Source organism: Amycolatopsis benzoatilytica AK 16/65, assembly GCF_000383915.1.
Lineage (GTDB): Bacteria > Actinomycetota > Actinomycetes > Mycobacteriales > Pseudonocardiaceae > Amycolatopsis > Amycolatopsis benzoatilytica.
This window is the reverse complement of sequence record NZ_KB912942.1, coordinates 3,399,389-3,423,750: the sequence shown is the minus strand read 5'-3', so window position 1 is coordinate 3,423,750 and position 24,362 is coordinate 3,399,389. Positions and strand designations below refer to the sequence as shown.

Below are 24,362 nucleotides of genomic sequence, written 5' to 3'. Positions count from 1 at the left end.
GTGTGGAGCGTGGGACCTGATTCCGTAGTAGTCAAGCGATGGGGTGACGCAGGAAGGCAGCTCTGCCAGGCGATGGTTGTCCTGGTGTAAGCGTGTAGGCCGNNANNNAGGCAAATCCGNNTNNCANNAGGCTGAGACGTGATGCGTAGCCGTTTGAGGTGAAGCGAGTGATCCTATGCTGCCGAGAAAAGCCTCTAGTGAGTGCATGCACGGCCCGTACCCCAAACCAACACAGGTGGTCAGGTAGAGAATACCAAGGCGATCGGGTGAACTGTGGTTAAGGAACTCGGCAAAATGCCCCCGTAACTTCGGGAGAAGGGGGGCCAAGCGCGGTGATACCCCTTTGCGGGTGGAGCTGTGGTTGGCCGCAGAGACCAGCGGAAAGCGACTGTTTACTAAAAACACAGGTCCATGCGAAGTCGCAAGACGATGTATATGGACTGACGCCTGCCCGGTGCTGGAACGTTAAGAGGACCGGTTAACTCATTTCGGTGGGTGAAGCTGAGAATTTAAGCGCCAGTAAACGGCGGTGGTAACTATAACCATCCTAAGGTAGCGAAATTCCTTGTCGGGTAAGTTCCGACCTGCACGAATGGCGTAACGACTTTCCGGCTGTCTCGACCACAGGCCCGGCGAAATTGCATTACGAGTAAAGATGCTCGTTACGCGCGGCAGGACGGAAAGACCCCGGGACCTTTACTATAGTTTGGTATTGGTTTTCGGTTCGGCTTGTGTAGGATAGGTGGGAGACTGTGAAGCTCGGACGCTAGTTCGGGTGGAGTCGTTGTTGAAATACCACTCTGGTCGGATTGGGAATCTGAACCTCGGACCGTGATCCGGTTCAGGGACAGTGCCTGATGGGTAGTTTAACTGGGGCGGTTGCCTCCTAAAGAGTAACGGAGGCGCCCAAAGGTTCCCTCAGCCTGGTTGGCAATCAGGTGTCGAGTGCAAGTGCACAAGGGAGCTTGACTGTGAGACAGACATGTCGAGCAGGGACGAAAGTCGGGACTAGTGATCCGGCACCTCCTGGTGGAAGGGGTGTCGCTCAACGGATAAAAGGTACCCCGGGGATAACAGGCTGATCTTGCCCAAGAGTCCATATCGACGGCATGGTTTGGCACCTCGATGTCGGCTCGTCGCATCCTGGGGCCGGAGTAGGTCCCAAGGGTTGGGCTGTTCGCCCATTAAAGCGGCACGCGAGCTGGGTTTAGAACGTCGTGAGACAGTTCGGTCCCTATCCGCCGCGCGCGCAGGATACTTGAGGAAGGCTGTCCCTAGTACGAGAGGACCGGGACGGACGGACCTCTGGTGTGCCAGTTGTCACGCCAGTGGCATGGCTGGTTGGCTATGTTCGGAAGGGATAACCGCTGAAGGCATCTAAGCGGGAAGCCTGTTCCAAGATGAGGTATCCCACCCCTTTGTGGGTTAAGGCCCCCAAGAGACGATTGGGTTGATAGGCCAGAGATGGAAGCACAGTAATGTGTTGTCGAGTCGACTGGTACTAATAGGCCGAGGACTTGCCTACGAAGATGTTGCGCATCCACTCTACGGTTCTGAAACACCACACCGGCTGTCACCGGATACCGGGTGGCGGGTGTGTGTTGTTTCGGAGTGTTTCGGTGGTTTTAGCGTCAGGGAAACGCCCGGTCCCATTCCGAACCCGGAAGCTAAGCCTGATTGCGCCGATGGTACTGCAACCGAAGGGTTGTGGGAGAGTAGGACACCGCCGAACTCAACCAACAGGCTGGGCCCCGGTCGAGAACCCCCAACAGGTTCTCCCGGGGCCCAGCCCTTTGTACGCATCCACTCACGTCCTCCCGGTGTCCGGGCAGGGCCGCCCGAGCGCGGCCTGCCCCGAACCGACCCGTAGGATGGACAGTCGGCTCTCATAGCAGGGTCGGTTCAAGAATTCCAGAGTTGTTCTATGGCAGGAGGCCAGGTGTCCGAGTTCGATCGACGTGACTCAGCGGATCATGGGTCCGGACGGTCGGCTCGCCGCGACCAGGACTCCCGCGGCGGCCGGTCCGACGCGCCCCGGGGAGACCGGCGAGGCGCGCGACAAGACCGCGGCGGGCGGGACGGTGGCCACCAGGGGCGGCCCCGTCGGGACGACCGGGGCGCCCGCGGCACCGGCGGCTTCGCCGGACGGCCCGGCCACGGGGACAGCCCGCGCGAAAAGCGCGGCTACGCCGGCAAACGCGACGATGACCGCGACTTCCGGCCGCGCGGCGACCGCGACTACGACCGGTCCGACCGGCCGCAGGGCAAATCCTCCTACAGCGACCGCTCCGGCCGTCCGCAGGGCAAGCCGTCCTACGGCGACCGCTCCGGGGCCCGCCCGTCGTACGGCGACCGTTCCGGGGCCCGCCCGTCCTACGGCGACCGTTCGGGTCGGCCCGAGGGCAAGTCTTCGTACGGCAGCCGCGACGGCAAGCCGTCCTACGGTTCCGGTCGTCCGCAGGGCAAGTCCTCGTACGGCGAGCGCTCCGGCGGACGCCGCGACGACGACCGGCGCAGCTACTCCGGCAACGACCAGCGTTCGTCCGGCGGTTTCCGTGGCAAGGACGACTCGCGCGGCGGTTTCCGCAGCGACGACCGGCGCGGCGGTTACGGCGACCGCGACAACCGGCGCGCCGGCGACTCGCGTGGCGGGTTCCGCGACGACCGGGGTCCTCGGGACAGCGGGTTCCGCGGCAACCGCGACTCGCGGGACGGCGGCTTCCGGGGGAACCGGGACGACCGCGGTTCGCGGGACGGCGGGTTCGACCGCAACCGGGACGACCGCGGTTCGCGCGAGGGCGGCTTCCGGGGGAACCGGGACGACCGCGGGGCGCGAGACGGTGGTTTCCGCGGCGGGAACCGGACGTCTGGCGGATTCCGCAACGACCGGAGAGACGACGACCGCTCGGGCGGGAACCGGCGCGAGGACGGCGGCTACCGGAACAACCGCTCCGGCGGGGATCGCGACGACCGTTCCGGCGGATTCCGGCGCGACGATCGTCCAGGCGGCTTCCGCGGCAAGAGCGACGACCGTCCGAGCGGGTTCCGCGGCAACCGGGACGACCGAGGCGGCGACAGCGGTGGTTACCGCGGCGGCGACCGGCGGGACGACCGCGGTGGTTACCGCGGCGACCGGGACAACCGTTCGGGCGGCTTCCGCAACGACCGGCAGGACAACCGTACGGGCGGATTCCGCCGGGACGACCGTCCGGGCGGCTTCCGTGGCAACCGGGACGACCGAGGCGGGAGCGGCTCCGGCGGGTACCGCAGCGGAGGCGACCGTCGGGACGACCGCGGGTTCCGCAATGACGACCGGCGCGGCACCGGACCCCGCGACACTCGCTCCGGCGGCTACCGTACCGAGCAGCGAGCCAGCGGCTACCGCTCTGAACAGCGGGACAGCGGCTACCGCAACGACCGTCGGGACGTCGCCGAGGTCGAGGAGAACGTGTCGGGCCTGGTCGAGGAGGCCTCGGCCGAAGCGGTGAACTCTGCTGCGGAGCCGACGAGTTCGGACGCGGCCAGCATCGGCGCGGCGGACCGGGCCGAGACGGCCGGCGAGGCGGGGGAGCGGAGCCAGGTCCGGGACGGCCAGGACGACGGCGAGTCCGAGGTTCGGCGCGATCGCACTGACCGCAACGACGCCGCTGACCGCGAAGAGCGGCGCGACGGAGTCGACCGGGAGAACCGGCGCGACCGCAACGACCGGGAAGACCGGCGCGACCGCCGCGGCAGCGACCGCGGTGGCCGTGGCGATCGCGATGACCGCGGCGACCGGCGCAACGATCGGAGCGACCGTCCCCGCGCCAAGCGGCCGGTCACTCCGGAGGAGCAGGACGCGGCGCTTGCCCGCGAGCTGCTCGAAGCCCCCGAACTCCCGGACGACATCGAGTTCTCCGACCTCGACGAAGAGGTCCGGCGCGAACTGCGGACCCTGCCGAAGGGACTGGCGGAGACCGTCGGGAAGCACCTCGTCGCGGCCGGCAGCTTGGTGGACAACGACCCGGAGGCCGCTCTCGAGCACGCCCGGTACGCGAAGACCAAGGCGTCGCGCGTCCCGATCGTCCGCGAAGGGCTCGGCCTCGTCGCCTACCACGCGGGAAACTGGCAGGAAGCGCTGTCCGAACTGCGTGCCGTCCGGCGGATGACGCGCAGCGACGAGCACATCGCGATCATCGCCGACGCGGAGCGCGCCCTCGGCCGTCCCGAGCGGGCGCTCGACCTCGCCAAGGAGACCGACAAGGAACGGCTGACGAAGTCGACCCAGGTCGAGCTGGCGATCGTCGCCGCGGGCGCTCGGCGCGACCTGGGCCAGCTGGACGCGGCGGTCGTCTCGCTGCAGGGGCCGGACCTGGAGGAGAGCAAGCGCGACCCGTGGAGCGCGCGCTTGTTCTACGCCTACGCCGACAACCTGGAAGCGGCCGGGCGCAAGGAAGAAGCCATCCAGTGGTTCCTCCACTCGGCCGAAGCCGACGTCGAGGACGACACCGATGCTGCCGAACGGGCCGCGGACCTGACGAATGAGTGACCTGCCGTACGACGCGCTGTTGTTCGACCTCGACGGCACCGTGTACCACGGCTCGCGGGTCATCGACGGCGCGGCAGACACCGTGGCCGCCGTGCGCAAGCAGGGCACGGCGGTCCGGTTCGTCACCAACAACGCGTCAAAGGCGCCGTCCGCGGTCGCCCGGCACTTGCAGGACCTCGGAATCCCCGCGGAGACCGAGGAAATCCACACCAGCGCCCAGGCGGCGGCCGCGCTCCTGCGGGACCGCCTGCCGTCCGGGGCGAAGGTGCTCGTGGTCGGCACCGGGTCCCTCGGCGACGAGATCGCTGCTGTCGGTCTTGAGCCGGTGCGGACCGCGAGCGACGACGTTTCCGCGGTGGTGCAAGGACATTCGCCGGACACCGGATGGGCGGACCTGGCCGAGGCGAGCATCGTCATCCGGGCCGGCGGGCTGTGGGTGGCGACGAACACCGACACCACGCTGCCGACCGAGCGCGGACTGCTGCCAGGCAACGGATCCATGGTCGGCGCGCTGCGGATCGCCACCGGCTCGGAGCCAGTCGTGGCGGGGAAACCTCAGCCGCTGCTGTTCGAGACGGCCGCCCGGTCGGCTGGCGCGGAGCGTCCGCTGGTCGTCGGCGACCGGCTCGACACCGACATCGCCGGGGCAGTCGCGGCGGAGCTCGATTCGCTGTGCGTCCTCACCGGCGTGGCGACCGCGGCGACGCTGCTCACCGCCGTTCCGGCGGAACGGCCCACCCACCTCGGCGCGGACCTGACCGCGCTGGCACAGCCGGCCCACGAGCTGCGCGTCGGCAAGCGGCCCGGCTGGGAGATCGCCGAGCACGGCGTGCTGACCGTGCGCGGCGAAGGCGACCGGCTCGACCTGCTGCGCGCGCTGTGCGACGCGGCGTGGCGGACCGGCGTCACGCAGGTGCGTGCCGAAGGCGACGCGGCGGTGGCGGCAGCAGCCGGGCTGGGCCTGGCCTGACTGGTAGTTTGGGGCTGTGCACCCCAACGTTCCGCGGCCTGTTCCCGGGCCCCCGCCGATCCCCGGTCCCGGACCGCAGCAGACCGACCCGCGGGCAGGCATCGCCGAGGCGGTCGCCGGGCTCGACGACCTGGACACGCTGCCGCCCCGCGAGCACGTGGACCGGTTCGAGGCCGTGCACACCGAGCTGACCGTGGCTCTGTCCAGCATCGACAAGGTCTGACCGGCGTGGCCAAACGAGCCCGCCTCGACGCGGAACTCGTGCGGCGCGGACTGGCCCGCTCCCGCGAACAGGCATCGGAACTCATCACCGGCGGCAAGGTCACCGTGCGCGGCATGGTCGCCGCCAAACCCGCCACCGGCGTGGAAAACGACGCGCCCATCGTCGTGAAGGACGAAGACGACCCCGGCTGGGCGTCTCGCGGCGCGCACAAACTTCTCGGCGCGCTGGAAAGGTTCGGCCCGGAGGGGCTGACCGTCGAAGGCCGCCGCTGCCTCGACGCCGGCGCGTCCACCGGCGGCTTCACCGACGTTTTGCTGCGGGGCGGCGCGGACGCGGTGGTCGCCGCGGACGTCGGGCGCGGCCTGCTCGACTGGCGGCTGCAGACCGACGACCGGGTGACCGTGCTCGACCGCACGAACGTCCGCAACCTGACGCCGGACATGATCGGCGGCCAAGTGGACCTGATCGTCGGCGACCTGTCGTTCATCTCGCTCAAGCTCGTGCTGCCCGCGCTCGCCGAGTGCGCGCGCGACGGCGCGGACCTGCTGCCGATGGTCAAACCGCAGTTCGAGGTCGGCAAGGAGCGCCTCGGCAGCGGCGGCGTGGTCCGCGACCCGCACCTGCGCGCAGAATCCGTGCTCGGCGTGCTCGCCGAGGCCGCGAAGCTCGGGCTGGCGCTGCGCGGCGTCGTCGCGAGCCCGCTGCCCGGACCGTCCGGGAACGTCGAATACTTCGTCTGGCTCCGCAAAACGGACGCCGGAGACAGCCCTGCGGACGCGGAACAGCTGGTCCGCACCGCGGTCCAGGAAGGACCTCAGTGACCGCCGAACGTGAAGTGCTTCTCGTGGTGCACCCGGACCGGGACACCACCCGGGAGGCCGCCCGCGAGGTGTCCCAGCGGTTCGCCAAGGCCGGGATCCGGCTCCGGGTGATCGACGAGGACGTGCTCGAGCTGATCGACCCGGGCGGCTGCATGGCGATGCCGTGCACGGTCGTCGCGCCCGAGCACAACCCGGCCGAAGGGGCGGAGCTGGTGTTCGTGCTCGGCGGCGACGGGACGCTGCTGCGCGCGGCGGAGCTCGCCCGTCCGGCCGAGGTCCCGGTGCTCGGCGTCAACCTCGGCCGCGTCGGCTTCCTCGCCGAAGCCGACTCGGACGCGCTCGCCGACGCGGTGCAGCGCGTGGTCGACCGCGAGTACCACGTCGAGGACCGGATGACGGTCGACGTCACGGTCACCCTGGGCGGCGAACAGATCTACGAGACCTGGGCGCTCAACGAGGCCAGCGTGGAGAAGTTCAGCCGCGAGCGGGTGCTCGACGCGCTGATCGAGGTCGACGGACGGCCGGTGTCGTCCTTCGGCTGCGACGGAGTGCTGTGCGCGACGCCGACCGGTTCGACCGCGTACGCCTTCTCCGCCGGCGGCCCGGTGCTGTGGCCGGACGTGGAGGCGCTGCTGGTGGTGCCGAGCAACGCGCACGCGATGTTCGCCCGCCCGCTCGTCGTGTCGCCTGAATCGGTGATCACCGTCGGTATCGACCCGACCGGCCCGAAAGCGGCGCTGACCTGCGACGGGCTCCGGACGTTCGAACTGCCGCCGGGCGCGACCGTACGGGTCGTCTGCGGCCGCGAGCCAGTGCGGCTGGTCCGGCTGTGGGACGGCGTTTTCACTGATCGGCTGGTGTACAAGTTCGGGCTGCCGGTGCGCAGCTGGCGCGACCGGCGATCGCCCGACCGCACGAACGGCTGATCCGCGACGCGCCCGCACAAGTGTTCGACCAGCGAAAAGAAGACTTAGCGGACCTCGGACGCACAGAACGTCGGTGCGGGCCGCTACCGTATGCGTCGTGCTGGCCGAGATGCGCATCCAGGGCCTCGGAGTCATCGAGGAAGCCCTGCTGGAACTGCACCCGGGCTTCACCGTCGTCACCGGTGAGACGGGTGCGGGCAAGACCATGGTCGTCACCGGGCTGCACCTGCTGTCCGGCGGGCGAGCCGAGGCGTCGAAGGTCCGGAACGGAATGCTGAAGGCATTCGTCGAGGGCCGGTTCACCGTGGGCGACGACCACGCGGCCGCCCGCATCGTGACCGACGCGGGCGCGGACGTCGACGAGGACGGAAGCGTGATCGCGCTGCGCACGGTCGCCGCCGACGGGCGCTCGCGGGCGCACCTTGGCGGCCGTTCCGTGCCGGTCGGGGTGCTCGCCGAGCTGTCCGAGCAGGTGATCGCCGTGCACGGGCAGAACGACCAGCTGCGGCTGCTTCGCCCGGCGGAGCAGCGCGCGGTGATCGACCGGTTCGCCGGCGACGACGTGGCCGGCCCGCTGACCGCGTACCGCGAGATCCGCGACGAGTGGCTGTCGGTGATCACCGAGCTGACCGAGCGGTCCAGCCGCTCCCGCGAAATGGCGCAGCAAGCCGACCTGCTCAAACACGGGCTGACCGAGATCGACGCCGTCGCGCCGGAGCCGGGCGAGGACGTCGAGCTCACCGAGCAGATCAAACGCCTCGCCGCGGTCGACGAACTCCGCGCGACGGCCACCGAAGCGTATGCGGCGGTGTCCGGCGCACAGGACGGTGATCCGGACGCGCCTGGCGCGCTCGGCCTCGTCGGCGAGGCGGTGCGCCGGCTCGCTTCGGCCGAAGACCCGGCGCTGCGCGAGCTCGTGGAACGGCTCCAGGAAGCGTCCACGCTGCTGAGCGACGTCGGCGCGGAGCTGGGCGGCTACGTCGAGAACCTGGACGCCGACCCGGCACTGCTGGAGAAGGTGCTTGCCCGGCAAGCCGACCTGAAACGGCTCACCCGCAAGTACGCCGCGGACGTCGACGGCGTGCTGGCCTGGGCGGAGGACGCTCGCCGCCGGCTCGAGACGATGGACACCTCCGAAGAAGCGCTGGCGGCGCTGGCTCTCCGCCGGGACGAGCTGGCGGTGCAGCTGGTGGCGCACGCCACCGAGGTCTCCGCGGCGCGCGGGAAGGCCGCCGCCGAGCTGGCCACCGCGATCACGAAGGAACTTTCCGGCCTCGCGATGGGCCAGGCGGAGCTGGAGATCACCGTCGAACAGCGCCCGGCCGAGCACGGCGACAAGCAGGCGCTGGCGATCGACGGCCGCGCGGTGCACGCCGGTCCGGACGGCGTGGACGAAGTAGAGCTGTTGCTGCGCGCGCACAACGGCGCGCCGCCGCTGCCGGTGCACAAGGCGGCGTCGGGCGGCGAGCTGTCGCGCGTGATGCTGGCGATCGAGGTCGTGCTGGCGCACGCGGACACCGTGCAGACGCTGGTGTTCGACGAGGTCGACGCGGGCGTCGGCGGCCGGGCCGCGGTGGAGATCGGCCGGCGGCTCGCCCGGCTCGCGCGCACCCATCAGGTGCTGGTGGTCACGCATCTGCCGCAGGTCGCGGCCTTCGCCGACCAGCACCTGGTGGTGGACAAGGGGACCAGCGGCGGCGTCACCCGCAGCGGGGTGAAGACGCTCGACCAGAGCGACCGGGTGCGCGAGCTGGCCCGGATGCTGGCCGGCATGGACGGCACCGAGACCGGCCGCGCGCACGCCGAGGAACTCCTCGCCACCGCCGAGAAGGACAAGGCCAAGGCTCCCGCCGCCGCGAAGCGGAAGCGCGTGAAGAAGGGCTGAGGCGGATTCCATGACCTGGGCCACTCTGGCCGACGTCGAGGCCGAACTCGCGCTGGCGCGGCGGGAGGACGATCTCGACCGCTTTCTCGGGCTCCTCGGCGACGAGGAGCTGTTCGTCCCGATCCACCGGGCCGAGGCACGACAGCTGGCCGAGCAGCGGACCTGGTCGCCGGCGAAGGTGTGCTGCGCGCACGGCGGCGAATCGTCGCTGCAGGTGTTCACTCGCGGGGCGCTGCCGGACTTCGGCGCGGACGTGGTGTTTCTCAGCGGCGACCTGGACTGGGCGACGCACGGCGTCGCGGCGGGGGAGCAGGTGGTGTTCAACCGCGGCACGCTCGCCGAATGGCGGGTGGCGGCGGCGGAGCTGCTGCCCTGGCTGGCGGCGAACCCGCACCGGGTCACCGCGGTGGAGCAGCAGGTCGAACGGCTGTACACGGCGCGCTACGGGCTGCTCGACGGCCCGGTCGCGCAGTCGCTGGCCTGCGGCGCGCACCAGGCGGTGCTGTCCGCCGAGCCGTGGAACGTCCTCGACGCGCGCTACCACGACTACGTCGCCGAGGTCCGCGGCCTGCGCGACTGGTGGGGCGTCACCGACGCGGCCAGCTGGCGGGCCGCGATGGACCGGCTGCTCGGCGACTCCTACCAGCTCACCACCGGGAACCTGGTGCTCGTGCTGCGCGCCCGCAGCGGGCTGGCGCTGGACCCGTACGGCTGGGTCGAGCTCATCCGGCAGTGGTGCGAGGACAACGACGCGCCGGAACAAGCCGGGCCGCTGGTGGACACGATGCGCCGGATCGTGCGATACGAGCAGCGGTTCCGCGCGGACGGACTGCTCGCCCCGGACGGCGCGGTGGACAGCATCATCGGCTGGGACGTCGGCCGCGCGGTGGAGCTGGTGCGCTGGGGACTGGCGGTCGGCTACTGCGACGCGATCACCGCGGAGCTGATGGTGCTGGAGGCCGGGGCGGTCGCCCGCCGCTACCACGCTTCGTGGGCCGAACTGGCCACCGGCTACGTGCTGGGCCGGCTGCTCGCGCTGGACGACGAGGAATTCGGCAGCGAGTACTCGTCCGCCGTCCGGGTCCGCCACCAGCTGCTCACCGATCCGGCGAGCCCCTGGTCGAACCTCGATTTCGCGACGGTGCGACCGGCCAGTTAACCCCGTGGCGGCACCCGGCGCGACATGGCTCACCACAATGAGTCACGTGGTCCTCGGCGCGTCGGCGGCAATCCAGGGCGCACATTTGTCACCATCAGCCACATGAAGCTCACTGGTCTTCTCACGCGCAACCACGAAGCCCTCCCCGGCGTCACCGGTGTCGCGCGGGTCGACCGCCGGACGCGCGAACTGCTGCGCCGGGTCAGCGCGGGCGACATCGCGGTGCTCGACCAGCTCGACCTCGACCGGGCGACCGCCGACGCGCTGGTCGCCGCCGAGGTCGTCGCGGTGGTCAACGCGTCGCCGTCGATCTCCGGCCGGTTCCCGAACCTGGGCCCGGAAATCCTGGTCGCGGCAGGCATCCCGCTGATCGACTCGGTGGGCGGCGACCTGCTGCGCACGGTCAAGGACGGCACGAAACTGCGTGTGCACGAGGGCGCGGTGTACCTGGGCGAGCGTCAGCTCGCGAGCGGGGTCGAGCAGACCGCGGAAAGCGTCGCCGACCAGATGATCGAAGCCAAGGCCGGGATGTCCACCCAGCTGGAAGCCTTCTCCGCCAACACGATCGAGTTCCTGCGCCGCGAGCGGACGCTGATCCTCGACGGCGTCGGCGTGCCGGAGCTGAAGGTCCCGGTGCGCGACCGGCACGTGCTGGTCGTCGCGGCCGGCACCGGGCACGCGGAAGACCTGAAGAAGCTCAAGAAGTACATCGGCGAACACCGGCCGGTGCTGATCGGCGTCGACGCCGGCGCGGACACCCTGCGCGCGCAGGGCTACCAGCCGGACGTGATGGTCGGCGACCCGACCGGGATCGGCACCGCCACACTGCGCAGCGGCGGCGAGGTCGTCGTCCCCGCGCAGCCGGACGGGCACGCGCCGGGGGTCGAGCGGATCCAGGACCTGGGCATCGGTGCGGTCACCTTCCCCGCGTCCGGCAACGCCGAGGACCTGGCGCTGCTGCTGGCCGACGCGCACGGCGCGAGCCTGGTGGTCACCGTCGGATTCCAGGCCACGCTTCGGGAATTCCTCGACCACGGCCGGTCCGGGTCGAACCCGTCGACCTTCCTCACCCGGCTCAAGCTCGGCACGAAGCTGGTCGACGGCAAGGCCGTCGCGACCCTGCACCGTGCCCGGGTGTCGCTCGGCGCGATCGCGCTGCTCGTCCTCGCCGCCATCATCGTCGTCGTGGCCGCTCTGCTGGTCTCCGACGTCGGCTCCGTCTACCTCGAGTGGATCCAGCACACCTGGTCCTCGTTCATCGCCTGGGTTAAGGGGCTTTTCGCGTGATTTCCCTGCGCTACCACATCGTTTCCATCACCGCGTGCTTCCTGGCGCTGGCTGTCGGCGTGGTGCTGGGCTCGACCGCGCTCAACGGTTCGCTGCTGGCCGGGCTTTCCGACCAGAAGAAAGACCTCGGCACTCAGGTCTCGGACCTGCAGGCGCAGCGCAACGTGCTGAACGCGCGACTGTCCGATTCGGACGCGTTCGCCGGCCTGATGGGGCCGAAGGTCGTCGCCGGCGTCCTCGACAAGCGCAGCGTCGTGCTGGTCACCACGCAGGACGCGCGCCCAGCGGACCGGGACGCGCTCAAGAAGCTCGTCGGCCAGTCCGGTGCCACGGTGACCGGGGAACTGCAGCTGACCGATGCGTTCACCGACCCGGCGAAGGCCGACCAGCTGCGCGACGTCGTCACCCGGCTGCAGCCGGCCGGTGCGAAGTTCCCGACCGCGGGTGACTCCGGCACGCTCGCCGGCGCGCTGCTCGGTTCGGTGCTGCTGCTGGACAAGTCCACCGCGAAGCCGCAGGCGAGCGGTGCCGAACTGGCCGCCGCGCTCGGCGGGCTGACCGACGGCGGGTTCGTGAAGCCGAGCCAGGGCGTGCAGCCGGCGCAGCTGGCGATCGTGCTCACCGGCGCCCAGCAGACCGGCGACGGCGCCGGCGACCGCGCCGCCACCATCGCGCGGTTCGCCGCGCAGATGGACCGTTCCGGTGCGGGCACCGTGCTGGCCGGCGACAAGGGCTCCGCGGACGGCGCCGGTCCGATCGGCGTGGTCCGCGCGGACACCTCGGCGACGTCCATCCTGTCCACTGTGGACAACGCGGACACCGCGGCCGGCCGGGTGGCGACCCTGCTGGCACTGCAGGAACAGCTCAACGGCGGCGCGGGCCGCTATGGAATCGCCGGGAACGCGCAGGCGCTCGCGCCGGGTGTGAACGCGTCCGGCAACTCGGCGCCGCCGGGCAACTGAGACGTTTTGCCTCCCGCACGTCGGCGGCGGCACCAGGTCCCTTCGAGGGTGGGGGAACCTGGTACCGCCGCCGACTCATGCGTTTTCAGGGAGGGTCAGCAGGTGCCGTTGTCGGCCCAGACGGCCGCGCTGCCGGGCTGTTCGCCTTGGGTCCACCACTTGGCGGTCCACCGGTGCCCGTTGTAGGACACCACTGCTCCGCCGGAGTAGGCCTGCGACGAGTTCCATGCCGCCGGGCACGCGGCGGTCGGACCGCCGCCGCCGGAGCAGGCGCCGTTGTCGGCCCAGACCGCCGCACTGCCGGGCTGTTCGCCCTGGGTCCACCACTTCGCGCTCCACGTGTGCCCGTTGTAGGACACCGTCGCGCCGCCGTTGTACGCCTTCGAGGCGTCCCACGCCGGCGCCGTGCAGGAGCCGCCCGGTGGAGTCGTCGGCGTCGTGGGAGTCGTCGGTGTCGTAGGCGTCGTGGGGGTCGTCGAGGTGGTCGGCGGCGGCCCGGAGCACCCGGTCGTCGGCGCGGCCAGCCCGTCGACGACGTCGTGGAACAGCGTCGACTGCGGATCCAGGTCGTAGAGCGAGAACATCATCGCGCCGGCCAGGCCGGAGCAGTGGATGTAGTCAGTGCGCGCCTTGATCGACTGCGGTGACGAACCGCCGTAGAAACTCGTCCCGTCGTAGAACCAAGCGGACTGGGTCGTCGGGTCCCAGAAGGTGTCGGCGGGATTGTCGACCACGCCGGAGAGTTCCTTGTACATCGCCACTCCGGGCACGTTGCCGCTCAGCGGATGAGGCGCGGACGGCCCGGTCGCCGACTGGTACAGACCGTGGTTCGAGCCGGCCGGCACGCCGGTCCAGCCCCGGTAGTAGAACGGGATGCCCAGGGTGAGCTTCGACGCCGGGAACCCGCCTGGGATGCCGTACGCCGGATCCCCCTGCGTGTATGCCTTCATCACCGAATCGATCGTGTACTTCTCGGTGCCCGGCGGAATGGCGCCGGACGGGTCGTTCGGCGAGCCGTAGAGCGGGTCCTGGAAGTTCGTCGGGCCGGTCTTGTCCCAGGCGCCGTGCATGTCGTAGGTCATCGCGTCCGCGAAGTCCAGATACTGGTGGATTTTGTCGGTCTGGATCTTCGCGATCTTGTCCTGGCCGCCGGGCAGCGCGGCGGACAGCGCGTAGTGCTTGCCGCCCAGCCCGTCGAGCTGGCTGCGGAACTCGGCGAGCAGCGACGTGAAGTTTTGCGTGTCGTTCGGGCTGGTGTGGTTGCCGGTGTGGCCGGCGGCAGAGCCCGGATACTCCCAGTCCAGGTCGAAGCCGTCGAAGATGCCCGCGGCGGTGCCGGGACCGCCGTAGCCGCCGGCGGCCGGGAGGTTGCCCTTGACGAACATGTCGACGCACGAGCTGACGAACTTCTTCCGCGACGCGTCGGTGGCCGCGACGTCGGAGAAGTACTTCGAGTACGTCCAGCCGCCGATCGAGAGCAGCACCTTCAGGTTCGGGTGCCGCGCCTTGAGTTCCTGCAGCTGGTGGAAGTTGCCGACAATCGGCATGGTGTAGGCGTCGGCGGTGCCGTCGACGCTGATGTCCGAGCCGAACGACTTCTGGTAGTCGGCGAACTGGTCGCCGGCGCCGTCGCCCGCGTTCGGGTCGTCCTCGCCGCCCGGGTCGGGGGTGGACGCCTTGGTCGCCTCGAAGCAGGTGAGGTTGGCCGGATCAATGTTCTCGAAGTCGTAGAGCACGTAGTCGAGGTTGTCGGCGATTTTGTCGACGTTTTTGAGGTAGTAGGCGTTCTGGTAGATGCTCCATTGGTCGAAGTAGGCGACCCGCAGCCCTCCCGAGGAGGCGGCGGCGGGCGTCGCGGTGGCCGGGGCGGGCCGGGCCAGGATGGTGAGACCGGCAACTGCCACTGCCGCCAGCGCGGCGGCGGCGACGGCGAGCGGTCTCAAGGTCCGGTGGGGCATGAGCGTTCTCCCTCGCGCAGGCGAAGTCCGCCGGCCGCGCCGGGATGCGCGCCACGGTCGGACGTTCGGGTGAGCACTGCAAGAGCTGGGCCGGCCCGCCCTCGAATGTGAACCAGGGCACACCCGGAGTCAAGACTATGGACTAGACCAATTTTGGCGACTGGGCGGTTTGCGGCGGTATGCCGGTAAACGCCCGACCAACGGCCTGTTCCGCGTGTCGCAGGTGGTCCGGACCACTGGACCACTCGGCGGTCCGTCCGGGAAGGGCTGCCCGGCGGAATCCGGGGCCTTTCGCGGGCCGGCTCGGTGGTCCCGGTCACCGTGTGGCGAAGCCGACGTCCGCGTCACGTCCGGATCAGGTATCTCTCAGGAAGATCATGGGTGGCTCACAGCTGCGGCGGCGAGCCTGGCACGATAAGCCGCAACGACCCCGGGAGCATGGCCGAACGATGACCACTACCGAGATCCCGCTCGCCCGCGCGGACGAGCCGGCGCCGGCGAAGTCGCGGCATCTGCGTCAGATCGATCTGTACCGGGTGATCACGTTCGCCCTGGTGATCCTGATTCACGTCGTCGGCTCGACCACCTACCAGCAGGACGTGGTCGCGGACGCGATCCAGGCGCCGCTGCATCTGACCCGGGAAGCGTTTTTCGCGCTGACCGCGTTCGTGCTGGTGTTCCAGTACCGGGATCGGCCGGTGCCGGCGGGGAAGTTCTGGCGCCGCCGGTTCCCGCTGGTCGCGGTGCCGTACGTGGTCTGGACGGTCATCTACTGGGTGTATGCGATGGTGGCCCTGAATCAGCCGTTCGGGTCAATGAGCTCCCAGTTGCGGGCGCTCGGTCTGGACTTGCTCACCGGGAATGCCTGGTACCACCTGTATTTCATCCTGGTGACGCTGCAGGTGTACCTGCTTTTCCCGCTGCTGGCCAAGCTGTTCGGCCTGATCCGCCGCCGGCCGTGGCCGGTGCTCGCGGTCTCGTTCGGGGTGCAGGCGGCGGTGACCGTGTTCATGAGCTACCCGCCCGGCGCGGTGGGCTACAACGTGATTAGCCAGTTCTTCTCGACGTTGCTGCCGTATCAGTTCTACACCGTGCTGGGCATGACCGCGGCGCTGCACTTCGAGACGGTGCACGCCTGGGTGCGCGGGCATTCCCGGTGGGTGCTGCTGGGCATGGCGGCCGGGCTGGCGATCGTCGAAACCGGCTACTTCCTGAGCGTCCACAATGGAGAGTGGCCGGAGATGGCCTCGGACGCGTTCCGGCCGTACCTGATCCCGTGGTGCGTCGCCGCGATCGCCGGCATCTACCTGGCGGGCGCGCGCTGGGCGGAGGGCAAGCAGCGCGGCGGGAGGTTCGTTTCCTGGGCGGTCGACCGGTCGTTCGCGATCTTCCTGTGTCATCCGATCGCGATCGCCTTGCTGGACCCGCTTCTCTCGTTCGTCGGCGACCGGTACGGCGCTCCGTGGACCACCCTGGCGGTGTATCCGGCGACGCTCCTGCTGACGTTCGCGATCGCCGAGCTGCTGCGCCGGCTGCCGTGGAGCAAGGCGCTGACCGGCCGGGCGCGGGCCGGGGCCTGAGCGCTCAGCCGCCCGGCCAGGTCCGGTGCTTGTCCAGCGGACGGGCGTAGGACCCGGCCCGGCTGGTGCGCAATCCCAGCGCCACCAGCGATTCGGCGAGCCGGACCGCGGCCGCCACGCCGTCGACCACCGGGACGTCGAGCAGGGCGGACATCGTGCGGTCCAGACCGGTCATCCCGGCGCAGCCGAGCACGAGCACCTCGGCGCCGGCATCGATCACCCGCTGCCCGGCCGAGACCAGCGCGGCTTCGGTGCGTTCCTCGTCGCGCAGCTCCAGCACGTTGAGCCCGGAGCCGGCCACCGCCACGCAATTGCGGTCCACGCCGGCCGAGTACAGGCTGTCCTCGATCAGCCCGCAAGTGCGGTCCAGCGTGGTCACCACGCCGAAGCGGCGACCGAGCAGCGTCGCCAGGTGCGCGGCCGCCTCGGTGATGTCGACCACCGGCACGTCCAGCAGTTCCCGCGCGCCCTCCCGGCCGTGCTCGCCGAATCCGGCGAGCACGACCGCGTCGAACGTTTCCTCGGTGCTGCGCAACAGGTCCAGCACGGCTGCCGCGGACAGGAAGCTGTCCAGCCAGCCCTCGGCCGATTCCGGGCCCCACTTCGGCGTCAGCGCGACGATCTCGGTGCCGGGGCTGGCGGCGGCGCGGGCCCCGGTCTCGATCTCCTTCGTCATCGCCTCGGTGGTGTTGCAGTTGGTGACGAGGATCCGCATCAAGCCCTCCGCAGGCGGTACGAAACGACGTAGTAGAGCAGTCCGGCGCTGGCCGTGCCGATGAACCACGAGTACGGCGCGGCCGGTGCGAAGAACGGCACCAGCGCGATGACCGCGGACAGCGCGGCGCACGGCAGGAACGTCGCGATCGCGCGCGGGTTCACCTTCGGGTACGTGCCGTCGCGCACGAACAGCTGGTCGACGTCGACCTTGCCGCGGCGGATCAGGTAATAGTCGACGATCATGATCCCGAACAGCGGCCCGAGGAACGCGCCGAGCCCGCCCAGGAAGTAGTTGACCACCACCGGCGAGGAATACAGCTTCCACGGCAGCACGCACAGCGCGGCGACCGCGCTGATCATCCCGCCGACGGTGAACGAGATCCGCTTCGGCCAGATGTTGGCCAGGTCGTAGGCGGGGGAGACGAAGTTGGCCACGATGTTGACGCCCATGGTGGCGATCGCGAAGGTCAGCGCGCCGATCACCAGCACCGGAGTGTTGTGCACCTTGGCGAGCAGTTCGGCCGGGTCAGTGATCGCCTCGCCGAACACCTGCAGGCTGCCCGCGGTGACGATCACCGACAGCAGCGCGAACGCCGTCGAGTTCACCGGCAGGCCCCAGAAGTTGCCGCGCCGCACGGTCTTCTGGTCCGGGGCGTTGCGGGAGAAGTCGCAGAAGTTGAGCATCAGCGTGCCGTAGGTGGACAGGATCAGCCCGGCCGCGCCGAACCACTGCCGCACCTGCTCTCCGCCGGAAATGCGGCGCGGGCTGGTGGTGAGCGAGATGTGCCAGTGGCTGGCCGCCAGGATCCACACCGCGAGCGCGATCATCACGATCCAGATCAGCGGGCCGCACCAGTCCTGGAACTTCCGGACCGCCTCCATGCCGCGGGTGAGCACGAACGCCTGCACCAGCCACAGCGCGACGAAACAGGCCCAGCCGAGCGCGTGCAGGCCGAGGAAGCTGTGCTCGGTCCACGACTTCAAGCCGGGGTCGATGGCCAGCACCAGCAGTGTGATGGCGACGCTGGCGAGATAGGTCTGGATGCCGTACCAGAAGATCGCGATCACCGCGCGGATCAGGGCGGGCAGGTTCGCGCCGAACGTGCCGAAGCTGATCCGCGCCACCACCGGGAACGGGACGCCGGTGCGCTGGCCGATCCGGCCCATCAGGTTCATCCCGAAGAAGATCACCACGAACCCGAACAGCAGCGCGGTGAACACCTGCCAGGCGGAGAGGCCGAGCACGAACAGTCCGGCCGCGAACGTGTAGTTGCCCAGGTTGTGCACGTCCGACATCCACAGCGCGAAGATGTCGTAGACCTTCCAGCGCCGCTCCTTGGCGGGCGCGAGGTCCTCGTTCCACAGGCGTGGATCGCGCCCGGCGGGGGCGTGCGCGCGGTTTTCGGTGGACGGGGCGTGCGTCATTGCAGACCTCCGGTCGACGAGCCGGCAGCTTTGGTATCCCAAACTTGGGATACCAAATATCGCCCCGCGCGGCTGCTGAGTCAACCCTCTTCCCGATAAACTCGCGGATGTCCGGGTCAGCGCGAGAGAGGGGACCGGTGACCGCCACCGAGGACCGGCAGCCGCTCGCGGCGACCCGCCGGCGCGTGCTCGACGAGCTGCGCGAACGGATCCTGACCGGCCGGCTGCAGCCGGGGGACCGGCTGGTCGAGCGCGAGCTGGCCGAGGACCTCGGGGTGTCGCGGGTGCCGGTGCGGGAGGCGATCCGCAGCCTGGAAGCGGAAGGATTCGTGGCGGTGCCCTCCCCTCGGCGGGTGGTGGTGCGGAAGCTGGCGCGGGTCGACGTCGAGGAGCTGTTCGAGATCCGCGAGGCGCTCGAAAGCCTTGCTGCCGGGCGCGCCGCGGAGCGGGCCGGGAAACCGGAGCTGCGTCAGCTGGAGCGGCTGCTCACCGAATCCGCGCGCGCTACCCAGGGTGGCGACGGGATGGAGATCAACGCGGTCAACAGCAGACTGCACGACGAGATCATCGCGATCGCGGGCAGCCGGCTGCTGACCACCATGCTGCATCCGCTCGAAGGCCAGCTGCGCTGGCTGACCAGTCAGAACGAGCACTGGGACGAACTGTTGGAGGAGCACCGCCGGCTGGTCGAGGCGATCGGGTCCGGTGACGTGGCGCGGGCGCGCGAGTACGCCGCCGAGCATGTCCGGGTGAACCGCGAAGTGACTCTGCGCGAGCTGTTCGGGGACGACGAGCGGTCCGTCGGCTGATTTCCGGCAAGGCGCCCCAGTCGACGGAGCCCACCCAGGGCGCGGCGGCGGACTAGCGGCAGAAGGACCGCCGCGTTGCGCGCGGAGGCGAATGCCTCGCACGCGCAACGCGTTCACTTCACGTTGCTGTCGACGAGTTTCTTGATGGCGGCCTGGCGGAGCCGATCCTTGGCACCGGTGCAGGCCCGGCAGCCCAGGTCAGTTCCGTCGTAAAAGCGGACCGGATCACTCGGCACTAGTTGCGGTACCGGAACAGGATCCGGCCCCGGTCCAGGTCGTACGGGCTGAGCTCCACCAGGACGCGGTCGTAGGGCACGATCTTGATGAAGTTCTTCCGGATCTTCCCGCTGATATGGGCGAGCACCTGGTGCCCGTTGGCCAGCTCGACGGTGAACTTGGCGTCGCGCAGGCACTCCACGACGGTTCCTTCGACTTCGATTCCGCCCTTATTCGCCATGGCGCACCAGCTCCACGATGCTGTCGGCCCGCTGGGCGCCAACGCTTTCGAACAATGCCGTCGCCGCCTCGTTGGTCTCGTTCACTTCAGCGTATGCCGTGGTGATTCCCTTGTGGTGCAACATATTCAGCGAATGCGTGAGCAGGGCGCGGGCAATGCCGCGCCGTTGGCGGTCCGCGCGGACAGCGACCAGCCCGATCCTCGGCAGTCGGCTCGCCCGCACCACCCGGATCAAGCCGGCGTACTCGTCGCCTTCGGCGGCCACGGCATACTTTCTGGGGTCCACCACCGTGTCTCCGGTCTGCCACGGCAGCACTTCGGCGGGCATTTCCGCCCAGCCGACGGTCTTCTCGACTTCGGCTCGGACGATCCGGTCGAGCGCTCGCAGCGGGCCTTCTTCGGCGGGTCCGATCGTGACGCCCGGCGGCGGGTCGACCGGCTCGACCGCGGTGGGCACGAGGTATTCCCACTCGCGGCGGCGCACCGTCAATCCGGCGTCCTGCCAGCAGTTCAGCAGTTCGTGGTCGGTTCCGTCGACCACCGTGTGCAGCGGGTGCGGAAGGGCGGCCAGCATCGCGGCGGCGAGCTGGTCGAAGACGGAACGGTGCCAGGCGTCGACGCTGAGGAAGACCCGCCCGTCCGGTCGGGTGCTGGCCTCGCCGCGGCCGGTGACCCGGCCGTCGTCAAGCGCGTGCCAGTGCGTCGCGGTTACCCGGGTTATCTCTGTCGCGGGTTCGCCCGCGGTGAAGCGTGCAGTGTTCATAGCGGTCGCCTTTCGGAGGTGCCTTGTCCAGGCGCTCCCGGCAACCCCTACGTCAGTCGCCCGACCGTGACGACGAGGGGAGCACCCACATCGAAACAGCGTTCATGGGGCTCACCTCCCGGCGTCGAGTCACGGTCGGGCGGAACACTAAACGGCGCGGACCGGACCCGTCCACCGATTTATCCGACCAGGTCGCTCCAGGTCTGCACGAACTCCGGGAACGTCTTGCCGACCGTCGCCGGGTTCTCCACCAGCACCCCGGGCACTCGCAGGCCCAGCACCGCCGCCGTCATCACCAGGCGGTGGTCCTCGTAGGTGTGGAAGACGCCGCCGTGCATCGGCGCGGGCGTGATCTGCAGGCCGTCGTCGAGCTCGGTGACGTTCGCGCCCAGTCCGGACAGCTCGGTCGCCAGCGCGGTGAGCCGGTCCGTCTCGTGGCCGCGCAGGTGTGCGACGCCGGTGATGGTCGACGGGCTCTCCGCGAAGCAGAGCATCGCGGCGATGACCGGGGTCAGCTCGCCGACCTCGTGCAGATCCAGGTCGATGCCCCGGTACGCGCCGCCGCCGGTGACGGTGAGGCCCTCCTCGTCCAGCGTCGCCTTCGCGCCCAGTTCGGTCACCAGGCCGCGCAGCCAGTCGCCGGGCTGCGTGGTCTGCTTCGGCCAGCCCTGCACCCGGACCGTGCCGCCGCCGACGAGTGCGGCCGCGACGAACGGGGCCGCGGTCGAAAGGTCGGGTTCCACGACGTACTCGGGGCAGGACAGCTTCGCGGGCTCGACTCGGAACTCCGCGCCGGAACGCTCCACAACGGCCCCGAAGCGGCGCAGCATGTCCAGCGTCATCGCGATGTGCGGTTCGCTCGGCGGTGCGCCGCCGACCAGCCGGACCGTCACGCCCTTCTCGAACGCCGGGCCGGCCAGCAGCAGCGCGGACAGGAATTGGCTGGAGGCCGAGGAATCCAGCTCCACGGTGCCGCCGCGCAGCCCGCCGGTGCCGTGCACGGTGAACGGCGGCGCGCCGCGGCCGCCGTCGTCGATCCGCGCGCCGAGCTCGCGCAGCGCGGTCAGCAGCGGGCCGATCGGCCGGCGGCGGATCGCCTCGTCGCCGTCGAACAGCACCGACGCGTCGCCCAGCGTCGCGAGCGCCGGGGTGAACCGCGCCACGGTGCCCGCGTTGCCCAGGACGACCTCGGTTTCGTCGCCGCGGCCGCTGATCGTGCCGAGCGGGTGCACGAGGAAGCCGTCGATGGTTTCCTCCGAGCGCGCGCCGAGGGCGGCGAGCGCGCCGAGCATCAGACGAGTGTCGCGCGAGTCGAGCGGATGGCGCACCCGGGTGGGCGCGCTGGCGAGTGCGGCGAGCACGTAGGCCCGGTTGGTGATCGACTTCGATCCGGGGACGCGCACCGCGGCGTCCAGCGAGGCGCCCGCGACCGGGGCGGTCCAGTGGTCATCGCGGATATTCGTCACGGCGGGAAGCCTAGCGCGGCCGCACCCCCGCGCTCCGCCGCGCCGGAGGGAGGCGTCGGCTAGCGGTTCGCCGGGAGTGGGATATGCTGGCGGCCCGTGGGACTTCAGTCGCGGGCTACCAAGTATGTCTTTGTCACCGGAGGCGTTGCCTCCTCTCTCGGTAAGGGTCTGACGGCGTCCAGCCTCGGACAGCTGCTCACTTCGCGCGGGCTGCGCGTCACGATGCAGAAGCTCGACCCTTACCTCAATGTCGACCCCGGGACGATGAACCCGTTCCAGCACGGCGAGGTGTTCGTCACCGACGACGGCGCCGAGACCGACCTCGACATCGGGCACTACGAGCGGTTCCTGGACCGCTCTCTCGACGGCAAGGCGAACGTCACCACCGGCCAGGTGTACTCGGAGGTGATCGCCAAGGAACGCCGCGGCGAGTACCTCGGGGACACCGTCCAGGTGATCCCGCACATCACCGACGAGATCAAGTCGCGGATCACCGCGGCGGCCGGGCCGGACGAGAACGGCGTCGCACCGGACGTGGTGATCACCGAGGTCGGCGGGACCGTCGGCGACATCGAGTCGCTGCCGTTCCTCGAGGCGTGCCGCCAGGTGCGCCACGACGTCGGCCGCGACCACTGCTTCTTCCTGCACGTGTCGCTGGTGCCCTACCTCGCGCCCTCGGGCGAGCTCAAGACCAAGCCGACCCAGCACTCGGTCGCCGCGCTGCGCAACATCGGCATCCAGCCGGACGCGCTGGTCTGCCGGGCGGACCGGGAGATCCCGGACGACCTCAAGCGCAAGATCGGCCTGATGTGCGACGTGGACACCGAGGCGGTCATCGCCTGCCCGGACGCGCGTTCGATCTACGACATCCCGAAGGTGCTGCACGGCGAGGCGCTCGACGCGTACGTGGTGCGCCGGCTCGGCCTGCCCTTCCGCGACGTCGACTGGACGGTGTGGGGCGACCTGCTCGACCGGGTGCACAACCCGAGCGAGGTCGTCCGGGTCGCGGTGGTCGGCAAGTACATCGACCTGCCGGACGCGTACCTCTCGGTCACCGAGGCGCTGCGCGCGGGCGGGTTCGCGCACCGGGCCAAGGTCGAGATCGTGTGGGTCGCCTCCGACGACGCGCAGACCCCGGCGGGCGCCGCGGCCGTGCTGTCCGATGTGGACGGGGTGCTGATCCCGGGCGGGTTCGGCATCCGCGGCATCGAGGGCAAGGTCGGGGCGATCCAGTACGCGCGCACGCACGGCGTGCCGCTGCTCGGGCTCTGCCTCGGCCTGCAGTGCATGGTGATCGAGGCCGCCCGGCACCTGGCCGGCATCAAGGACGCGAACTCGGCCGAGTTCGACGAGGCCACCCAGCACCCGGTGATCTCGACCATGGCCGACCAGCGCGACGTCGTCGCCGGCGAGCGCGACATGGGCGGCACGATGCGGCTCGGCGCGTACCCGGCGAAGCTCAAGCCCGGTTCGCAGGTCGCCAAGGCATACGGCAGCACCGAGGTGTCCGAGCGGCACCGGCACCGCTACGAGGTGAACAACGCCTACCGCAAGCAGATCGGCGACGCCGGCCTGGTTTTCTCCGGCACGTCGCCGGACGACCGGCTGGTCGAGTTCGTCGAGCTGCCCGCGGACGTGCACCCGTTCTTCGTGGGCACCCAGGCGCACCCGGAGCTGAAGAGCCGCCCGACCCGGCCGCACCCGCTGTTCAGCGCGTTCGTGAAGGCGGTCGTGGACCGCAAGGTCGCCGAACGGCTGCCGGTGGAGCTGCCCGAAACGCCCGTGGCGGTCCGGTGAGCGCGCCCGGCACGCACGAGTTCAGCGTCGCCGGCAGCGCGGTCGTCCACGTGGGACGCGTCGTCGGCCTCCGGGTCGACGACGTCGTGATGCCGGGAGGGGAGCCCGCCAAGCGCGAGGTGGTCGAACACCTCGGCGCGGTGGTGATCCTCGCGCTGGACGCCGCGGGCGACGTGACGCTCGTGCACCAGTACCGGCACCCGCTCGGGCGCCGGATCTGGGAGCTGCCGGCCGGGCTGATCGACAAGCCGGGGGAGGACCCGGTGGACGCCGCGCGGCGCGAGCTGGCCGAGGAGGCCGGGCTGGCCGCGGGCAGCTGGGAGACGCTGGTCGACGTGGCGGCCTCGCCCGGGTTCACCGACGAGGTGGTGCGGGTGTTCCTGGCCCGCGATCTGTCCGAAGTGGACCGCGAGGTGCTCGGCGAGGAAGAGGCCGACCTGGTGGTGCGGAAGTTCCCGCTCGCCGAGGCGGTCCGGATGGCGCTGGCCGGCGAGCTGGTCAACGGGGCGACGGTGTCCGGGGTGCTGGCCGCGCACGCGGTGCTGACCGGGGCGGCGGCGACGCGCCCGGCGGACGCGCCGTGGCAGGACCGGCCGACCCGCTTCGCGAGGCGGTTGGCGGAGCGCTGA

At 70.2% G+C, this 24,362-nt stretch carries 19 protein-coding genes and 2 rRNA genes (1 of these 21 cut by a window edge); 15 read left to right on the top strand and 6 right to left on the bottom strand.

Features of this window, described 5'->3' with window-relative positions; all coding sequences use genetic code 11:
* The 11 genes from AMYBE_RS0115655 to AMYBE_RS0115605 all read left to right on the top strand — a co-directional run.
* Window positions 1–1,525: ribosomal RNA gene (locus tag AMYBE_RS0115655) — 23S ribosomal RNA — on the top strand (it extends 1,598 nt beyond the left edge of the window).
* A gap of 90 nt (window positions 1,526–1,615) precedes the next feature.
* A 5S ribosomal RNA gene (gene rrf, locus AMYBE_RS0115650) occupies window positions 1,616–1,732 on the top strand.
* Between the two features lie 207 nt (window positions 1,733–1,939).
* Window positions 1,940–4,528, top strand: a complete 2,589-nt coding sequence (locus AMYBE_RS46150) for a hypothetical protein (RefSeq protein ID WP_020660334.1) — start codon at window positions 1,940–1,942, stop codon at window positions 4,526–4,528.
* Entirely contained in the window at window positions 4,521–5,498 is a 978-nt protein-coding gene (locus AMYBE_RS0115640) for an HAD-IIA family hydrolase (RefSeq protein WP_020660333.1), read from the top strand. Before AMYBE_RS46150 ends, AMYBE_RS0115640 begins: the two co-directional genes overlap by 8 nt.
* Before the next feature lie 16 nt (window positions 5,499–5,514).
* Window positions 5,515–5,721 carry a hypothetical protein gene (locus tag AMYBE_RS0115635; protein ID WP_020660332.1) on the top strand — a complete coding sequence of 69 codons (207 nt, stop codon included), beginning with the start codon at window positions 5,515–5,517 and terminating at the stop codon, window positions 5,719–5,721.
* Between the two features lie 5 nt (window positions 5,722–5,726).
* Window positions 5,727–6,542: a TlyA family RNA methyltransferase gene (locus AMYBE_RS0115630; protein ID WP_020660331.1), complete on the top strand. Its 816-nt coding sequence runs from the start codon at window positions 5,727–5,729 to the stop codon at window positions 6,540–6,542.
* Window positions 6,539–7,468, top strand: a complete 930-nt coding sequence (locus AMYBE_RS0115625; RefSeq protein ID WP_020660330.1) for an NAD kinase — start codon at window positions 6,539–6,541, stop codon at window positions 7,466–7,468. The genes AMYBE_RS0115630 and AMYBE_RS0115625 overlap by 4 nt, the downstream gene beginning before the upstream one ends.
* 97 nt (window positions 7,469–7,565) lie before the next feature.
* Entirely contained in the window at window positions 7,566–9,353 is a 1,788-nt protein-coding gene (recN, locus tag AMYBE_RS0115620) for a DNA repair protein RecN (RefSeq protein WP_020660329.1), read from the top strand.
* Between the two features lie 10 nt (window positions 9,354–9,363).
* The gene (locus AMYBE_RS0115615) at window positions 9,364–10,512 is read left to right on the top strand and encodes a DUF1266 domain-containing protein (RefSeq protein WP_020660328.1); all 1,149 of its coding nucleotides are present in this window, start codon (window positions 9,364–9,366) and stop codon (window positions 10,510–10,512) included.
* A gap of 102 nt (window positions 10,513–10,614) precedes the next feature.
* Window positions 10,615–11,799 (top strand): putative cytokinetic ring protein SteA, encoded by a 1,185-nt coding sequence (gene steA / locus AMYBE_RS0115610; protein WP_020660327.1) that lies wholly within the window; start codon window positions 10,615–10,617, stop codon window positions 11,797–11,799.
* On the top strand, window positions 11,796–12,761 hold the full coding sequence (locus AMYBE_RS0115605; protein ID WP_020660326.1) for a copper transporter: 966 nt from the start codon (window positions 11,796–11,798) through the stop codon (window positions 12,759–12,761). Before steA ends, AMYBE_RS0115605 begins: the two co-directional genes overlap by 4 nt.
* Window positions 12,762–12,856: 95 nt before the next feature.
* Here AMYBE_RS0115605 and AMYBE_RS0115600 read toward each other — a convergent pair whose 3' ends face one another.
* Entirely contained in the window at window positions 12,857–14,719 is a 1,863-nt protein-coding gene (locus tag AMYBE_RS0115600) for a glycosyl hydrolase family 18 protein (protein ID WP_020660325.1), read from the bottom strand.
* A 449-nt stretch (window positions 14,720–15,168) separates the two neighbouring features.
* Between AMYBE_RS0115600 and AMYBE_RS0115595 the strand changes: the two genes are divergently transcribed.
* Window positions 15,169–16,299 carry an acyltransferase gene (locus AMYBE_RS0115595; protein WP_020660324.1) on the top strand — a complete coding sequence of 377 codons (1,131 nt, stop codon included), beginning with the start codon at window positions 15,169–15,171 and terminating at the stop codon, window positions 16,297–16,299.
* 4 nt (window positions 16,300–16,303) lie between these two features.
* Here the strand turns inward: AMYBE_RS0115595 and AMYBE_RS0115590 are convergent, their stop codons facing one another.
* Both AMYBE_RS0115590 and AMYBE_RS0115585 read right to left on the bottom strand, forming a co-directional pair.
* Window positions 16,304–17,014 (bottom strand): aspartate/glutamate racemase family protein, encoded by a 711-nt coding sequence (locus AMYBE_RS0115590; protein ID WP_020660323.1) that lies wholly within the window; start codon window positions 17,012–17,014, stop codon window positions 16,304–16,306.
* Window positions 17,014–18,441 (bottom strand): NCS1 family nucleobase:cation symporter-1, encoded by a 1,428-nt coding sequence (locus AMYBE_RS0115585; RefSeq protein WP_020660322.1) that lies wholly within the window; start codon window positions 18,439–18,441, stop codon window positions 17,014–17,016. Before AMYBE_RS0115585 ends, AMYBE_RS0115590 begins: the two co-directional genes overlap by 1 nt.
* 107 nt (window positions 18,442–18,548) lie before the next feature.
* On the opposite strand from AMYBE_RS0115585, the gene AMYBE_RS0115580 reads away from it, so the two are divergent.
* Window positions 18,549–19,250 carry a GntR family transcriptional regulator gene (locus tag AMYBE_RS0115580; protein WP_051124709.1) on the top strand — a complete coding sequence of 234 codons (702 nt, stop codon included), beginning with the start codon at window positions 18,549–18,551 and terminating at the stop codon, window positions 19,248–19,250.
* A 235-nt stretch (window positions 19,251–19,485) separates the two neighbouring features.
* Here the strand turns inward: AMYBE_RS0115580 and infA are convergent, their stop codons facing one another.
* From infA to aroA, 3 genes are all read right to left on the bottom strand, one after another.
* Window positions 19,486–19,707 carry a translation initiation factor IF-1 gene (gene infA, locus AMYBE_RS0115570; protein WP_020660319.1) on the bottom strand — a complete coding sequence of 74 codons (222 nt, stop codon included), beginning with the start codon at window positions 19,705–19,707 and terminating at the stop codon, window positions 19,486–19,488.
* A complete protein-coding gene (locus tag AMYBE_RS0115565; RefSeq protein ID WP_020660318.1) occupies window positions 19,697–20,470 on the bottom strand; it encodes a GNAT family N-acetyltransferase in 774 nt (257 codons plus the stop codon). The genes infA and AMYBE_RS0115565 overlap by 11 nt, the downstream gene beginning before the upstream one ends.
* A 179-nt stretch (window positions 20,471–20,649) precedes the next feature.
* Window positions 20,650–21,936, bottom strand: coding sequence for a 3-phosphoshikimate 1-carboxyvinyltransferase (gene aroA, locus AMYBE_RS0115560; RefSeq protein ID WP_020660317.1), 1,287 nt, complete (start codon window positions 21,934–21,936; stop codon window positions 20,650–20,652).
* Window positions 21,937–22,032: 96 nt separating this feature from the next.
* On the opposite strand from aroA, the gene AMYBE_RS0115555 reads away from it, so the two are divergent.
* On the top strand, window positions 22,033–23,733 hold the full coding sequence (locus AMYBE_RS0115555) for a CTP synthase (RefSeq protein ID WP_084470022.1): 1,701 nt from the start codon (window positions 22,033–22,035) through the stop codon (window positions 23,731–23,733).
* Window positions 23,730–24,362, top strand: coding sequence for an NUDIX domain-containing protein (locus AMYBE_RS0115550; RefSeq protein ID WP_020660315.1), 633 nt, complete (start codon window positions 23,730–23,732; stop codon window positions 24,360–24,362). The genes AMYBE_RS0115555 and AMYBE_RS0115550 overlap by 4 nt, the downstream gene beginning before the upstream one ends.

Bases quoted from the DNA above. Each gene is read 5' to 3' on its own strand.
- infA (WP_020660319.1), bottom strand. From the start codon at position 19,707: ATGGCGAATAAGGGCGGAATCGAAGTCGAAGGAACCGTCGTGGAGTGC.
- AMYBE_RS0115590 (WP_020660323.1), bottom strand. From the start codon at position 17,014: ATGCGGATCCTCGTCACCAACTGCAACACCACCGAGGCGATGACGAAG.
- AMYBE_RS0115640 (WP_020660333.1), top strand. From the start codon at position 4,521: ATGAGTGACCTGCCGTACGACGCGCTGTTGTTCGACCTCGACGGCACC.
- AMYBE_RS0115580 (WP_051124709.1), top strand. From the start codon at position 18,549: ATGTCCGGGTCAGCGCGAGAGAGGGGACCGGTGACCGCCACCGAGGAC.
- AMYBE_RS0115595 (WP_020660324.1), top strand. From the start codon at position 15,169: ATGACCACTACCGAGATCCCGCTCGCCCGCGCGGACGAGCCGGCGCCG.
- AMYBE_RS0115600 (WP_020660325.1), bottom strand. From the start codon at position 14,719: ATGCCCCACCGGACCTTGAGACCGCTCGCCGTCGCCGCCGCCGCGCTG.
- AMYBE_RS0115585 (WP_020660322.1), bottom strand. From the start codon at position 18,441: ATGACGCACGCCCCGTCCACCGAAAACCGCGCGCACGCCCCCGCCGGG.
- AMYBE_RS0115615 (WP_020660328.1), top strand. From the start codon at position 9,364: ATGACCTGGGCCACTCTGGCCGACGTCGAGGCCGAACTCGCGCTGGCG.
- steA (WP_020660327.1), top strand. From the start codon at position 10,615: ATGAAGCTCACTGGTCTTCTCACGCGCAACCACGAAGCCCTCCCCGGC.
- AMYBE_RS0115565 (WP_020660318.1), bottom strand. From the start codon at position 20,470: ATGAACACTGCACGCTTCACCGCGGGCGAACCCGCGACAGAGATAACC.